Here is a 15,064-nt window from a genome sequence, read left to right as displayed (position 1 = left end):
TACTCCGAATTAAGCGCTGTGTTTTTTGATTAGTTCGATAAAGTGGTCAAATAGCGGTGCCGCGTCATGTGGACCAGGGCTCGCTTCTGGGTGACCTTGGAAGCTAAATGCTGGCTTGTCTGTGCGGTGGATACCTTGCAAAGAGCCATCAAATAGCGATACGTGAGTAGCACGTAAGTTTTCCGGTAATGTTGCTTCATCTGCCGCAAAGCCGTGGTTTTGCGAGGTAATCATCACAACGTTACGCTCTAAATCTTTTACTGGGTGGTTTGCACCGTGGTGACCAAACTTCATTTTCACCGTTTGCGCACCTGATGCTAGCGCCAGAATTTGGTGACCTAGACAAATACCAAAAATTGGCAGGCCTTTTTCTAAGAACACTTTGGTTGCTTCAATCGCGTAAGTACATGGTTCTGGGTCACCAGGGCCGTTTGATAAGAATACGCCATCTGGATTTAGTGCCAGAACTTCTTCCGCTGACGTTTCTGCAGGTACAACCGTTAAGCGGCAGCCGCGGTCAACCAACATTCGTAAGATGTTGCGTTTTGCGCCAAAGTCGTAAGCGACAACGTGGTATGGCAGCTCGCTGTCATCTTTCGCCTCTGGAAGTCCACCTTCAAGCGTCCACGAACCTTGCTTCCATTGATACGCTTCTTTTGTTGTAACTTCTTTCGCAAGGTCCATTCCTTTTAAGCCTGGGAATTCTTTTGCTTTCGCTAGTGCCAAAGCTTCGTCTAGGTTGTTGCCCGCAACAATACAGCCGTTTTGAGCACCTTTTTCACGCAGGATACGAGTGAGCTTACGAGTATCGATATCAGCGATGCCAACGATATTTTGAGACTTAAGATAATCAGAGAGGGATTGTTCGTTACGGAAGTTAGAAGCGATTAGAGGAAGATCGCGAATCACAAGGCCTTGTGCATGAATGGAAGAGGATTCTTCATCTTCGGAAGTGGTTCCGGTATTGCCAATATGAGGATAAGTGAGAGTGACGATTTGCTGAGAATAGGAAGGATCAGTGAGGATTTCTTGATACCCCGTCATCGAGGTATTAAAAACGACTTCACCAACGGAAAGACCATCTGCCCCTATGGACACTCCGCGGAACACTGTCCCATCTTCTAGGACCAACAGTGCTAATTTACCCAAGACAACCTCCAGAATAAAAATGCAAAAAAAATAAATCAAACTGCAAACATGCCTTCCTTTACCTATAAAATCTACATAAATAGGTATTTCAGACAAATTGGCGGTATTCTAAAGTTGGACTCGAAACCTGTCAACCTACAATCAAAAATAAATGATTAATTTCTAGCGAGTAAGGTCATTTTGAATCAGTAAGGCCCAAAAAGATAACTTTTACATGCTATTACATAGAGAGGCATAGAGGTTTAATGAATTTTACAAATTTGAACTTTTTAGAGATCACAAAAAAGTATGAGCTTTTCACGCAAACGTTCACCCAACAAAAAAGACATTAGTTTTTAGACATCAAAACCCAAAACACCCACAAAACAACCAAAATAACAACAAAAGTAAGCACCAAAATACTTTCTGTTAGAATCATTTCATTTACAACTAATTCTATAGATATAAAAAAGCCGGCTACCGCCGGCGAATAATTATGTATTTAGAGTTCATTCAATCCCAAAACATCTGTCATGGTATAAAAGCCCGCTGGTTTGGCACTCAACCAAACAGCGGCCTTGACGGCGCCATTAGCAAACGTCATACGATCGGTCGCTTTGTGCGTTATCTCCACTCGTTCCCCGATATCAGCAAACATGGCTGTGTGCTCACCGACAATATCGCCAGCGCGAATTGTAGCAAAGCCGATCTCATCTTTAGTACGTTCACCTGTGATACCTTCTCGCGCATAGACAGCTACATCATTCAGCTTGTTGCCCATCGCACCAGCAATGGCTTCGCCCATCCCGATAGCGGTACCAGAAGGAGCATCAACTTTATGACGATGATGTGCTTCGACAATCTCAACATCACAGTAGTCGCCCATCACTTTGGCTGCTTTCTCAAGAAGCTTAAATACTAGGTTCACACCAACAGAGTAGTTAGGAGCCATGACAACAGGCACTTGCTTAGCGGCTTCGTCAATCAGTTCACGCTCTGCATCACTGAAACCAGTCGTCCCAATCACAATACTCTTTCCATGCTTCTTACACAGTTCAAGATTCGCCAACGTACTTACTGGGGCAGTAAAATCGATGATTACATCAAAATTATCGACGTCTTTAGCAAGATCATCCGTTAAGAACACATCGAATTTGCCTTCACCACAAAGTTCACCGATATCGACACCGACAAGTGAGGACTCAGGTCGTTCTGATCCCGCGCTCACTGTCGCCTCTGGATTAAGGTGTGAAGCTTTAACCAAATTACGGCCCATTCGGCCTGCTGCTCCTGCGATTGCAATACGAACCATTGCGCTTTCTCTCCTTCTCTGGATAACGAGGCTTGCTCTCGTTCTCTCGTTTCGCTTAATCTGTTTAAACTAACAACATACCGTGGTTACCACAAGCAAGTTCATCAGGCTTAAGCAAACTCTTTTACGACACGCTCCAAGATAGGCACGTTCGCTTCAGGAAAGGCATAGTTACCCAATTCTCTTATCTCAACCCAGCGACCTTCTTGACCTTCTCGGCCGTAAGGCTCATTACTGAACTTAGATACCGTAATAAAATCAAACTTAAGTGATTTGTCTGGATAGTCATATTCCAAATGCTCGAAAAGGGCTTGCTCAGTAACTTCAATTCCTACTTCTTCTTCAAGTTCTCTTGCTAGAGCATGTTCAATACTTTCTCCTGACTCGACTTTCCCGCCGGGAAACTCCCAAAACCCGCCTTTATGCTTGTCGTCTGGACGCTTTGTAATAAAAATTTTTGATTTGTCTTGGTTAAAAATAATAGCCGCGACTATGTGAATTCTTTTCATAGGGGTTCCTAACTCTCAAGCCGTTACACTTCAACGGTCTTTGCATCTCTAAAACTATCCGATGCTATCAAAACTTATGAAATTCGACAGCCACAGAATTTGCTTAAAAAAAGAGCCGCCTAGGCGACTCTTTAAAAAATTATCTGACTAATACGTTAGTCGATTTTGCCGTGACACTGTTTATACTTCTTACCACTACCACAAGGGCAAGGCTCATTGCGACCTACTTTACGTTCATCACGTACCATTGGCTGACTTGAACCTTCTTCAGATTCTTCACCTTCAGAAAGAGGATTTTGTGCTGCTGCGTGTTGCGCTTGAGCACGACGAGCGGCCTCTTCAGCTTGCGCACGACGTTGCTCTTCCATACGTTCAACTTCTTCTTGTTGCTGAACTCGAACGCGAGATAGAACAGTAATCACATCAGCTTTCAGCGCTTCTAGTAGACCTTCAAACAGTTCAAACGATTCACGCTTGTATTCCTGTTTCGGGTTCTTCTGCGCATAGCCGCGTAAGTGAATACCCTGACGCAAGTGATCCATTGCTGCCAAGTGCTCTTTCCAAAGCGTATCCAGAGTTTGAAGCATAACCGATTTCTCGAAGTTACGAAGCACTTGCGCACCCACCACTTCCTCTTTCTCTTTGTACACTTCAACGGCTAGATTGATGATCTTCTCGCGTAGCGCCTCTTCGTAAAGCTTATCGTCTTCTTCAAGCCATTGCTTCACTGGCGCATCAAGATCGAAGTCTGCTTTCAAGCGCTCTTGCAGACCTTCAACGTCCCACATATCTTCTAGTGATTGTGGCGGGATGTACTCATCAATAACCGCGGTTAGCACATCTTCACGGTTTTGCTCGATCATACCGCTGATGTCTTCAACGTTCATCAATTCGTCGCGCAGCTCGTAGACAACCTTACGCTGATCGTTCGCCACATCATCGTATTCTAGTAGCTGCTTACGGATATCAAAGTTACGGCCTTCCACTTTGCGCTGTGCTTTTTCAATTGAGCGAGAAAGCATTTTCGATTCAATAGCTTCACCTTCTTCCATACCACTTTGAATAAGGCTCGCCATACGATCAGAAGTGAAAATACGTAACAAAGAGTCTTCCATAGATAGGTAGAAGCGCGATGAACCCGCATCACCTTGACGACCAGAACGACCACGTAGCTGGTTATCAATACGGCGAGATTCGTGGCGCTCAGTACCAATGATGTGTAGACCACCAGCATCTAGTACTTGATCATGTACCACTTTCCACTCTGCTTTAATCGCATCGATTTGTTCTTGAGTTGGGTTCTCCAAAGCTTCCACTTTTGATTGCCAACTACCGCCAAGCACAATATCCGTACCACGACCGGCCATGTTGGTCGCGATAGTTACCGCACCCGGCATACCCGCTTCAGCAACAATTTCCGCTTCCTTCTCATGGAATTTCGCATTCAATACGTTGTGTTTGATCTTCGCTTTCTTCAAGGCGTTGGAGAGTAGTTCTGATTTTTCAATCGATACGGTACCAACCAATGTTGGCTGACCTTTCGCAACGCGCTCTTTGATATCTTCAATGATTGCAGCAAACTTCTCAGCTTCGGTACGGTACACCACATCCGGCATATCGTTACGAATCATTGGTTTGTTGGTTGGGATAACAACAGTTTCCAAGCCATAAATAGATTGGAACTCAAACGCTTCAGTATCCGCAGTACCTGTCATACCAGACAGTTTTTCGTATAAGCGGAAGTAGTTCTGGAAGGTAATCGAAGCCAAAGTTTGGTTTTCGTTTTGAATCTTAACGCCTTCTTTCGCTTCTACTGCTTGATGAAGACCTTCAGACCAACGACGACCTGGCATTGTACGACCAGTATGTTCATCAACAATTACTACTTCACCTTCGTCAGTAACGATGTAATCAACGTTGCGCTCAAACAACACATGAGCACGCAAAGCGGCATTCACGTGATGTAACATGCTGATGTTAGTCGGAGAGTAAAGTGTGTCACCCTCTTCCATAAGACCATTTTTCACCAACAGTTCTTCAACGTACTCTTGGCCCGTTTCTGTGAGGTATACTTGCTTTGATTTCTCATCAACAGTGTAGTGACCATCACCACGATATTCTTCAGAGTCTTCTTTGTCTTGCTTTTTAAGATGCGGGATCAAAAGGTTGATTCGGGTGTATAGCTCAGAGCTATCTTCAGCAGGACCAGAAATGATTAAAGGGGTACGAGCTTCATCAATTAGGATTGAGTCCACCTCATCGACAACTGCAAAGAAGCGTTCACGTTGTACGCGATCTTCGCTACGGAAAGCCATATTGTCACGAAGGTAGTCAAAACCAAATTCATTGTTCGTTCCGTACAAGATGTCAGCTTGGTACGCTTCTTTTTTCTCTTGAGGAGGCATGTTTGGCACGTTTACGCCAACAGTCATACCTAAAAATTCAAATAGAGGGCGGTTTGTCTCTGCATCACGTTTAGCTAGATAATCGTTCACTGTTACAATATGAACGCCTTTACCAGCTAGGGCATTTAGGTAAGCAGGAAGCGTTGCCGTCAGCGTTTTACCTTCACCCGTACGCATTTCAGCGATTTGACCCGCATTTAGAACCATACCACCGATAAGCTGGACGTCGAAGTGGCGCATACCGTAGACACGCTTAGATGCTTCACGAACCGTAGCAAAAGCTTCTGGAAGTAGTTTATCAAGAGTTTCACCCTTCTCTAGGCGCTCACGGAATTCAACCGTCTTTGCTTTTAACTCTTCGTCACTTAGAGCTTCGAATGTTGGCTCAAAGTTATTAATTTCTTTTACAATTTTTCTAAGGCGGCGCAGTGTTCGGTCGTTGCGACTGCCAATCACTTTTGTCAGTAGCTTAGTTATCATTTTTCGTGAATCTCTCTTTATTCAGACCGTTCCCGATCTACTCATAATGCCTTCAGTCTCTGCCAGTTTGGAACTAAGAATACTGAGATAAATCATTTATCAAAGATATTGAGTTCAAACATCCATATTTCAAGGCTAAGTTTTGAAACAATGTGGCTTAGTGTAAGGATTTTTAATCGATACAACCATAAATAGACGTATTTGTTTGAAGCACTCTGAAGTTTTTACTTAAAGTGGTGACTGATTAGCCGATATTGCATACCGCAATATGTGTAATCCATCCAGAGCAAACTTTGCTTTTTACCTTGCTACATTGTAAAACTGAAGCTAAAGACGTTAATGTAAACTATACCTTGATAGAAAGCTGCTCTAGAATAGCTATATCTCAACAAAATTAGATTTTACCTATGCGTGATCACCGTCCAACCTCGACTGAAGATGTTATTGCTGAGTCACAGTTCAAGCAGATTCAAGAACATGCTGGAGAAATCTTACAGCTTAACCAAGCTTTGCAAGAGGTCTTACCCACGGGGACGGCCGATCATTGCCGAGTAGCGAATGTTCGTAACGGCCATCTATTGATCGATGTCTCTAGTGCCGCGATCAAAATGAAGATCGATTACGATCGCCTCATGATCCTAAATAAACTTCGTACTCAAGGCTTTGCCAAGCTGATGAGCGTTGAAGTGAGGATCAATCCTTCACTATATCGAAACCGCTTTCAACAAGACGACAGACCTAAGCGTCCACCACTAACCGAATCTGCAGCAAAGTCATTAATGACGATTGCCGACATGGCGCCACCGAAAATTCAAGAGCGTTTAAAACGATTAGCCGATATGGCAGAAAAGGAAGATCGTAAGTGAACGTTATTTCAATATGCTGAAAGCTTGAATGTTATTGATAAATCCAGGATTAAAGCCAAATAGCAAAAAACCAGGCATAAGCCTGGTTTTTTATTAATTCTAATGCCAAGTATTTACGCAAGCACCATATTTGGTTCTGCGAATGCTACTGGTGAGCCGACTTCTTCTTCGAATGTAGTCCACTCCCACGCTTCCTGATCTGCAAGAACAGCACGTAACAGTTGGTTATTTAAACCGTGGCCAGATTTAAAGGCACGGAATTCACCAATGATTGGGTGGCCACACATGTAAAGGTCACCAATCGCATCCAACACTTTGTGAGTCACAAACTCATTTTCAAAGCGTAGACCTTCTTCATTAAGAATACGGTAATCATCCAAAACGATAGCATTGTCAAAACTACCACCCAAAACTAGGTTTTGAGATTGTAGATATTCGATATCACGCATAAAGCCAAACGTACGTGCTCGAGAAATCTCACGAACAAAGCCTTTTGACGAGAAATCAAACAGCAAACGTTGCTCGTCTGATTCAATCGCTGGGTGATTAAACTCAATTTCGAAGTCCATACGGAAGCCGTTAAATGGTACAAATTCTGCCCATTTATCACCATCTTCAAAACGAACTGGCTTTTTGATGCGGATGAAGCGTTTTGGCGCATTTTGCGTTTCGATACCTGCTTGTTGTAGCAAGTATACAAATGGGCTTGCACTACCATCCATGATCGGAATTTCAGGTGCGTCTACTTCGACAACAATGTTATCGATGCCCATACCAGCAAGTGCCGCATTCAAGTGCTCAACAGTTGAAATACGCACACCTTCATCGTTTACCAATGCAGTACAAAGCATGGTGTCACGAACCGAAGCTGGATCAGCTGGAAAATCTACAGGTGGATTTACATCTGTACGACGGTAAATGATACCTGTATTTGCAGCAGCCGGGCGCAGAGTAAGTGTGACTTTACGACCAGAGTGGAGACCCACACCAGTTGTTTTCACTATTTCTTTCAGAGTACGTTGTCTGATCATCTGCTTGCCTCTCAAAAATTTGCTACAAAACACGGCCGTCTGTAACGTCGACCGTGAATGCTACCATAATTTTGAGCCATGTCAAATTTATGGGTTAAAGATTAATCAGCCTGACGACGCAAAAATGCCGGTATATCTAAATAACCACTTTCCTTTTCTTGCTTTGGAGCCGCAGAACTTTGGCTCGACGAAGCTGGAGAAGAAGGAGCAGTGTTTGTCGGCTGAGGAGTTACCTGTGGCTTCTCTTGCACTTGATTATTCTGCAAGGTCTGTGCCGGTTTTTCTTCAGCTTGCGTTGCCGCTGCTTGTTGCTGTGGTTGAGCTTGCGGCGTCGGTGCCACTTTAGCTTTACCACCCGCAACTAGCGTGATATCTGGCTTTTTCTCATTACCAATACCTGTCGCTACAACTGTTACGCGGATTTCGTCAGTCATATCAGGGTCTAGAGAAGTACCGATAACAACAGTCGCATTGTCAGAAGCGAATGCCTTCACTGTATTACCAACCGTCTCAAACTCGTCAAGACGCATATCCAGACCAGCAGTAATATTGACAAGAACACCACGAGCGCCCGCTAGATCGATGTCTTCCAGAAGTGGGCTAGAAATTGCCATTTCAGCCGCTTCTTCAGCACGGTCTTCACCTTTGGCGATGCCGCTACCCATCATTGCGTGACCCATTTCAGACATTACAGTTCTTACGTCCGCAAAGTCGACGTTGATCATGCCAGGGCGAGTAATTAGCTCAGCAATACCTTGAACGGCATTCTTAAGAACATCGTTAGCGCTTGCAAAAGCTTCTAGTAGTGTTACACCACGACCAAGTACTTTAAGTAGCTTTTCGTTTGGAATCGTGATCAAAGAGTCAACATGCTTAGACAGCTCATCGATACCTTGCTCAGCAAATGCCAAACGCTTTTTACCTTCAAAACTAAACGGTTTAGTTACTACCGCTACTGTTAGAATGCCAAGCTCTTTAGCCACTTCAGCAATAACAGGCGCTGCACCAGTACCGGTACCGCCACCCATACCAGCTGCGATAAACACCATATCGGCGCCAGTCAGGGAATCTTTAATTCGATCTCTGTCTTCGAGAGCTGCGTCACGGCCAACCTGTGGATTAGCACCTGCACCCAGACCTTTAGTGATATCACCACCGATCTGAATTACATTGCCAACGCTTGTCTTACGAAGTGCTTGCGCATCAGTGTTGACGCTGATGAATTCCACACCTTCGATGGATTCACGCACCATGTGTTCAACGGCGTTACCACCGCCGCCACCAACCCCAACGACCTTGATTACTGCATCGTCAGACATTTCCATCATCGGTTCAAACATGTGTTGTCTCCGTTTATCCTGCAACTCAGGTTAAAACTCTTTTTGTATCCAGTTACGCAATTTATCGAAAAAGCCAGTTACAGATGAGCGTTTAGGTTCATTATAATCGCTATCGTCGCTAGACTGCATGTCTCTTGCGTAATGAAGTAATCCAACTGCCGTAGAATGGTACGGCTCTTTTACATAGTCAGTTAATCCGCTGACTTCGAGCGGTTTGCCGACCCTTACTTGATTGCGGAATACGCGTTCCGCACATTCTACCACTCCGTCCATTTGCGCAGCACCGCCGGTGAGTACAACTCCCGCAGCCAGATGGTGCTTGATACCCTCTTCGCGCAATTTTGCTTGTACAGAGTCGATAGTTTGGTTAACCAGTCCCATAAGCTCAGAGTAGCGTGGCTCAATCACTTCTGACAACGTTTGACGTTGCAGGCTACGTGATGGTCGTCCACCTACGCTTGGTACATTAACCGTGTCATCCTTACTGACCAGTTCACTCAAAGCACAGCCATATTTGACTTTTATTTCTTCAGCATCGCTCACTGGCGTGCCAAAAGCAAAAGCAATATCACTGGTTACAGCATTTCCTGCGTACGAAAATACTTCTGTGTGACGTAACGCACCGCCAGTCCAGATGGCCACATCCATCGTGCCGGCGCCAATATCAACCACACAAACTCCAAGCTCTCTTTCATCCTCGGTGATTACTGCATTACTAGCAGCAAGCCCAGAAAATACGAGTTGTTCTACTTTAAGGCCGCAGCGTTCTACCGCCTTAATAATGTTGCGTGCCATGTCATTATGGCATGAGATAAGGTGGACACTCACTTCCATTCTTACCCCAGATAAACCAAGCGGATTTTTGATTCCTTCTTGGTAATCAATGGTGAACTCTTGCGGGATCACATGAAGAATTCGCTGTTCATCACCGATTTTAATCGATTTTGCGGTATGGATAGCGCGATCCATGTCTTCTTGAGACACCTCTTCATCAGAAATCGTGCCCATACCTTTTTCAATTCGGCTTGCGATATGCTTACCAGACAACGAAATGAAGACTCGGCTGATCTGGCACTCTGCCATTAATTCAGCTTGATCAATTGCACGTTGTACTGATTTTACAACCGACTCCAAATCATTCACGCCACCTTTATCCATGCCGCGTGAGGGGCTACTACCTGCGCCAATAATATTAATTTGACCGTCTGGTAAAACCTCACCCACTAGAGCCGATACGGTTGCAGTGCCTATATCAAGACCAACAATAATGTTGTCATCAGCGGCCTTAGTCATCTGTACTCTCTTCTAACTCTTGTTCAGGAAACCAACCAACTGCGGCTCCTGTATCGTACCTAAGATCGATATAACTGATTCTTTGCGTGTCACTGCCAAGCTTGTTATAGAGCTTAAAAAAGCGCTCTATACGCTCAAGAAGAGACTCTTTTCCGAGCTCTAATCGAATACCGTTATCAAGGATGATTTGCCAAGCTCGTCGCTCGTTTAATACCAGAGACGATATCGCTAAACCCAATTGCTGAAACTTAGGACTCAAATCACGGTAAGTCTGTAAGACTTCCGGTCCGCTATCTTTGGGTCCGTACAGCTTCACTTTTTCTTCTTGCAACAGAGCAACATCTCCATCAAAAACGAACCCGTTTTTATCTAACAGTTCGTTGCCATTCCAAATGGCTTCTGGTTGATGCTCCGTCAAAAAAACTTTTACTGTATCCGGCCACTGCTTTCGGATTGCGGCATGCGCTACCCATGGCAGAGCTTCGACACTTTGCTGTAATACATCAATATCCTGAGACATAAATGTACCGATGTGATCAATTCGACTAAATGCAGCCTGCACATCGTCAGCTTGGACATACTCCAGTTTCCCCTGAAGTACTATTTTGGAGAGAGGTAACCTTTGGTCATCCCACATCCAACTGATCGCCGCGTACAAAACAGAACTAATTAAAGTCACAACCACAACGAAAAATAACGCACCCAAGATTTTTTCTTGGCGACCACGGTTGTTACCCGTGTTTGGTCGCTCGTCATTCAGTGCAATATTCAACAACGTCTTCGTTTCCTGACTTTTGTCGTGTACTTTTTACCCATATAATTACGCAGAGGTAAAAGTCTTGACTTTAACCTTGGGATTATACTGAGCTCTTGTAAACTATCAAACACTGATAGCAATAAATCACAATGATATTGACGCAAAATCGAGATCTGAGTCTTTATCTGTCCTTCGCATCAACAATATGTGTCAGCCAAGCATCTTGTTTATATTCAATTTAAGACCTGCCAGCTGTTTCGCCACTTTACCAATATCACCCGCACCTTGCGTTAAGATTAGGTCGCCGTCTTGTATAACGTTAGCTAAAACTGAAGGTAATTGCTCGATTTCTGGAACAAAAATCGGATCTACCTTGCCTCGGCTGCGAATTGTGCGACATAAAGCGCGCCCATCAGCACCTGCAATCTGCTTTTCACCCGCTGCGTAAACATCCAGCATGATCAATACATCCACCTGTTCAAGCACATTCGCGAAATCATCGTATAAATCACGAGTACGGCTATAACGGTGCGGTTGGAAAATCATCACCAAACGCTTGTCTTGCCAACCACTGCGTGCTGCATTAATGGTTACATCCACTTCTGTTGGATGATGGCCGTAATCATCAACAAGCATTGCATGGCCGTTGCCAGTATCAAACTCGCCAAGGTGATCAAAACGTCTTCCCGTACCTTGCGTACCAGCCATTGCCTTTAGGATCGCATCGTCTTCAATGTCATCTTCAGTAGCAACCGCAATCGCAGCAGACGCATTCAATGCATTGTGACGACCTGGAATATTCAGCGTGATATCTAAGTTAGCTCGCCCTTTACGTACTACCGTAAATTTGCCTTGCTGCCCCTCTTGACGATAATCTTCAATACGTACGTCGGCATCTTCAGAAAAACCGTAAGTTATCACTTGACGACTAATACGTGGGATTAACTCTCGAACCACAGGATCATCAATGCAAACAATTGCTTGGCCGTAAAACGGTAGATTATGAAGGAAATCGATGAAGGTTTGCTTTAAGGTTTCAAAGTCACCACCATAGGTATCCATATGATCGGCTTCGATATTGGTAACAATGCTCACCATTGGTTGCAAGTGCAGGAATGACGCGTCACTTTCATCTGCCTCTGCAATTAGAATACGACTCGAGCCTAGACGCGCATTTGTACCTGCGCTTTTCACCAAACCGCCATTCACAAACGTTGGATCAAGACCGGCTTCAGAATAGATTTGAGTGACAAGAGCGGTCGTCGTGGTTTTACCGTGTGTACCCGCAACGGCAATACCGTGACGGAATCGCATCAATTCAGCCAACATCTCTGCGCGGCGTACAATAGGGATGCGTAATTCACGTGCCGCCATCACTTCTGGGTTTTCTTCGTTGATCGCCGTTGACACAACAACCACACTTGCTTTTTCTACATTACTGGCTTGATGACCAATAAATACCGTCGCACCTTTTGATACCAAACGCTCTGTCACAGCGTTCTCTGATAGATCAGAACCTGTGATTTGGTAGCCTTCGTTCAACAGCACTTCTGCAATGCCGCTCATGCCCGCACCACCAATACCGATGAAGTGGATGGATTTCACGCGGCGCATCTCTGGCACCATTGCGCGAATCTGAGCTAAGTCTTGTGTATGTTGGATTGTCATCAATTCTATTCTCAATAATTCGGTTAACGCTTTTCGGTCAAAGCGACAATGGCTTGTGCGACAACTCGGTCAGCATTCAATTTTGCAGCGCCACGCGCTTGCTCAGCCATTGTAAGTAAAGCTTGGCGATCCAATTGTTGGATCTGCAGAGTCAGAGACTCAACGGTTAAATCTGGTTGTTCAATCATTTTCGCCGCGCCGCAATCCACCAAGTGGTCTGCATTAAGTGCTTGCTGGCGGTCTTTGTGCATGAATGGAACAAAAATAGCGCCTACACCTGCCGCCGAGACTTCAGATACGGTTAACGCTCCAGAGCGACAAACTAAAAGGTCAGCCCATGCGTAAGCTTCTGCAACGTCATCAATGAATTCCATTACTTCTGCATTTACCACACCATTAGCTTGGTATGCTGCATTCACTTCTTCGGCGGCACCTTTACCCGCTTGATGACGAATACAGTAATCTTCGCCCAATTTCGACATCACTTCTGGCAGAGTTTGGTTAAGAATACGTGCGCCTTGGCTGCCACCCATCACCAAAATGCGAATTGGACCTTGGCGCTCTTGCATGCGCTCAGTTGGCGCTGCTAATTGAGTCACGTCTTCACGAACTGGGTTCCCAACCACTTCGGCATTTGGAAAAGCGCCGGGGAAAGCCTGAAAAACCTTCTTAGCGATTTTCGATAACCATTGGTTCGTTAAACCTGCTACTGCATTTTGTTCATGCAGAACAACAGGAATGCCACTCATCCAAGCGGCAATACCGCCCGGGCCGCTAACATAACCGCCCATACCAAGCACTGCGTCTGGCTGCCAGCGTTTCATGTGAGCACGAGCCTGCATAATGGCATTGATAATTTGAAATGGTGCTGCAAGAAGACGTTTAACGCCTTGACCTCGTAACCCTTTCACTTTGATAAAGTCGATTTCAATGCCATGTTTTGGCACCAAATCCGCTTCCATTCGATCCGCCGTACCTAACCAACGGATCTCCCAACCTTGTTCTTGAAGCTGTTTTGCTACCGCCAAACCTGGGAATACGTGACCGCCAGTACCACCAGCCATCACCATCAAACGTTTATTTTGTTTCATTAGCTTGTTGTTCTGATTGTTGTTGCTCGCGTTTCAAGCGGCATTCGTAATCGATACGCAGTAATATGGACACTGCGACGGACATAATTATTAGACTAGAACCACCATAACTGATGAGTGGGAGTGTTAAACCTTTAGTTGGAACAATACCGGCGGCAGCTCCAACATTAACCAAGGTTTGAAACGCAAACCAAATACCAATTCCGAAAGCAAGATAACCACCGAACATTTCGCCTTCTTCAAATGCACGCTTTCCGATGTAAACCGCTTTTAGCACCAAGCTAAAAATCAGCATTAAGACCAACACTACGCCCACGAAACCAAGCTCTTCAGCAAGTACGGCAAACACAAAGTCGGTATGTGCTTCCGGTAGATATTCCAGTTTTTGAATTGAATTACCGAGACCTTGACCGAACCATTCACCACGACCAAACGCCATCAAAGACTGAGTCAACTGATAGCCACTGCCAAATGGGTCTTCCCACGGGTCAAGGAAGGAGGTTACACGTCGCATACGGTATGGCTCGACGAGAATCAAACCAACGACAGCGCCGATACCTGCCACCATCAAGGCGAGAAACTGGGTTAGTTTTGCACCTGCGATAAAAAGCATGCCAAACAGCGTGACCAGCATCACGACGACCGTCCCCAAGTCTGGCTGACCAAGTAGTAATACTGCGAAGAAGGCAAACACCATGATTGGCTTCATAAAGCCACCAAAGAACGTTTGTCGTACTTCGTCTTGCTTTCGAACTAAGTAACCAGACATGAAGATAAACAGCGATAGCTTCGCGACTTCCGCTGGCTGAAGGTTAAACAGCCCAAGGGGAATCCAACGAGACGCACCATTAACCGACTTACCCGCCAAGAGCACGATGATCAACAGTGCGAAAGAAGCCCAAAGTAAGTAATGGCTCTTCTTAAACCACTCTTGCAAAGGCACTTGCAAAATAACAGCGGAGGTCCCTAACGCCAGCACGAGAAACGTCGCATGACGAAACATAAAGTGGAACGGCTGTTCCGTTAATCGAGAGCTGATTGGAAATGATGCAGAGGTTACCATGACCAAACCAGTCAACATCAAACCCAGTGCAATCCACACTAACTGACGATCAAACATCGCCTCTGGGGCTGGATGCTTGAGCCAATTGCCAATACTGCGTTTAACGTTACCTAAACCCACG

The 15,064-nt window shown here is 45.1% G+C and carries 12 protein-coding genes; 1 reads left to right on the top strand and 11 read right to left on the bottom strand.

Annotated features, from left to right (window positions below):
• Positions 1-9 precede the first annotated feature (9 nt).
• The 4 genes from carA to secA form a co-directional block, all read right to left on the bottom strand.
• Entirely contained in the window at positions 10-1,149 is a 1,140-nt protein-coding gene (carA, locus tag R8N47_RS11090) for a glutamine-hydrolyzing carbamoyl-phosphate synthase small subunit (protein ID WP_017821483.1), read from the bottom strand.
• A 481-nt stretch (positions 1,150-1,630) separates the two neighbouring features.
• On the bottom strand, positions 1,631-2,440 hold the full coding sequence (gene dapB, locus R8N47_RS11085) for a 4-hydroxy-tetrahydrodipicolinate reductase (RefSeq protein ID WP_005381860.1): 810 nt from the start codon (positions 2,438-2,440) through the stop codon (positions 1,631-1,633).
• 110 nt (positions 2,441-2,550) lie between these two features.
• Entirely contained in the window at positions 2,551-2,949 is a 399-nt protein-coding gene (gene mutT / locus R8N47_RS11080) for an 8-oxo-dGTP diphosphatase MutT (protein ID WP_005387387.1), read from the bottom strand.
• A gap of 155 nt (positions 2,950-3,104) precedes the next feature.
• Positions 3,105-5,834 (bottom strand): preprotein translocase subunit SecA, encoded by a 2,730-nt coding sequence (gene secA / locus R8N47_RS11075; protein WP_064353624.1) that lies wholly within the window; start codon positions 5,832-5,834, stop codon positions 3,105-3,107.
• Between the two features lie 407 nt (positions 5,835-6,241).
• On the opposite strand from secA, the gene R8N47_RS11070 reads away from it, so the two are divergent.
• Positions 6,242-6,700, top strand: a complete 459-nt coding sequence (locus tag R8N47_RS11070; protein WP_033906094.1) for a DUF721 domain-containing protein — start codon at positions 6,242-6,244, stop codon at positions 6,698-6,700.
• A 113-nt stretch (positions 6,701-6,813) separates the two neighbouring features.
• Here R8N47_RS11070 and lpxC read toward each other — a convergent pair whose 3' ends face one another.
• From lpxC to ftsW, 7 genes are all read right to left on the bottom strand, one after another.
• Positions 6,814-7,731, bottom strand: coding sequence for a UDP-3-O-acyl-N-acetylglucosamine deacetylase (lpxC, locus tag R8N47_RS11065; protein WP_005381871.1), 918 nt, complete (start codon positions 7,729-7,731; stop codon positions 6,814-6,816).
• Between the two features lie 101 nt (positions 7,732-7,832).
• Positions 7,833-9,071: a cell division protein FtsZ gene (ftsZ, locus tag R8N47_RS11060; protein WP_017633617.1), complete on the bottom strand. Its 1,239-nt coding sequence runs from the start codon at positions 9,069-9,071 to the stop codon at positions 7,833-7,835.
• A 30-nt stretch (positions 9,072-9,101) separates the two neighbouring features.
• The gene (gene ftsA, locus R8N47_RS11055; protein ID WP_005372946.1) at positions 9,102-10,364 is read right to left on the bottom strand and encodes a cell division protein FtsA; all 1,263 of its coding nucleotides are present in this window, start codon (positions 10,362-10,364) and stop codon (positions 9,102-9,104) included.
• Complete coding sequence (locus R8N47_RS11050) at positions 10,357-11,139, bottom strand: cell division protein FtsQ/DivIB (RefSeq protein ID WP_005387393.1); 783 nt, start codon at positions 11,137-11,139, stop codon at positions 10,357-10,359. Before R8N47_RS11050 ends, ftsA begins: the two co-directional genes overlap by 8 nt.
• A gap of 192 nt (positions 11,140-11,331) precedes the next feature.
• Positions 11,332-12,789, bottom strand: coding sequence for a UDP-N-acetylmuramate--L-alanine ligase (gene murC, locus R8N47_RS11045; RefSeq protein WP_064353623.1), 1,458 nt, complete (start codon positions 12,787-12,789; stop codon positions 11,332-11,334).
• A gap of 23 nt (positions 12,790-12,812) precedes the next feature.
• Positions 12,813-13,880 carry an undecaprenyldiphospho-muramoylpentapeptide beta-N-acetylglucosaminyltransferase gene (murG, locus tag R8N47_RS11040; protein ID WP_031781122.1) on the bottom strand — a complete coding sequence of 356 codons (1,068 nt, stop codon included), beginning with the start codon at positions 13,878-13,880 and terminating at the stop codon, positions 12,813-12,815.
• Positions 13,867-15,063 carry a cell division protein FtsW gene (ftsW, locus tag R8N47_RS11035; protein WP_005372933.1) on the bottom strand — a complete coding sequence of 399 codons (1,197 nt, stop codon included), beginning with the start codon at positions 15,061-15,063 and terminating at the stop codon, positions 13,867-13,869. The genes murG and ftsW overlap by 14 nt, the downstream gene beginning before the upstream one ends.
• Position 15,064 lies beyond the last annotated feature (1 nt).

It is taken from the genome of Vibrio sp. 2132-1 (assembly GCF_033344315.1).
Note: the sequence above shows the minus strand (reverse complement) of the source record. Positions and strands in the feature narration are given on the sequence as shown.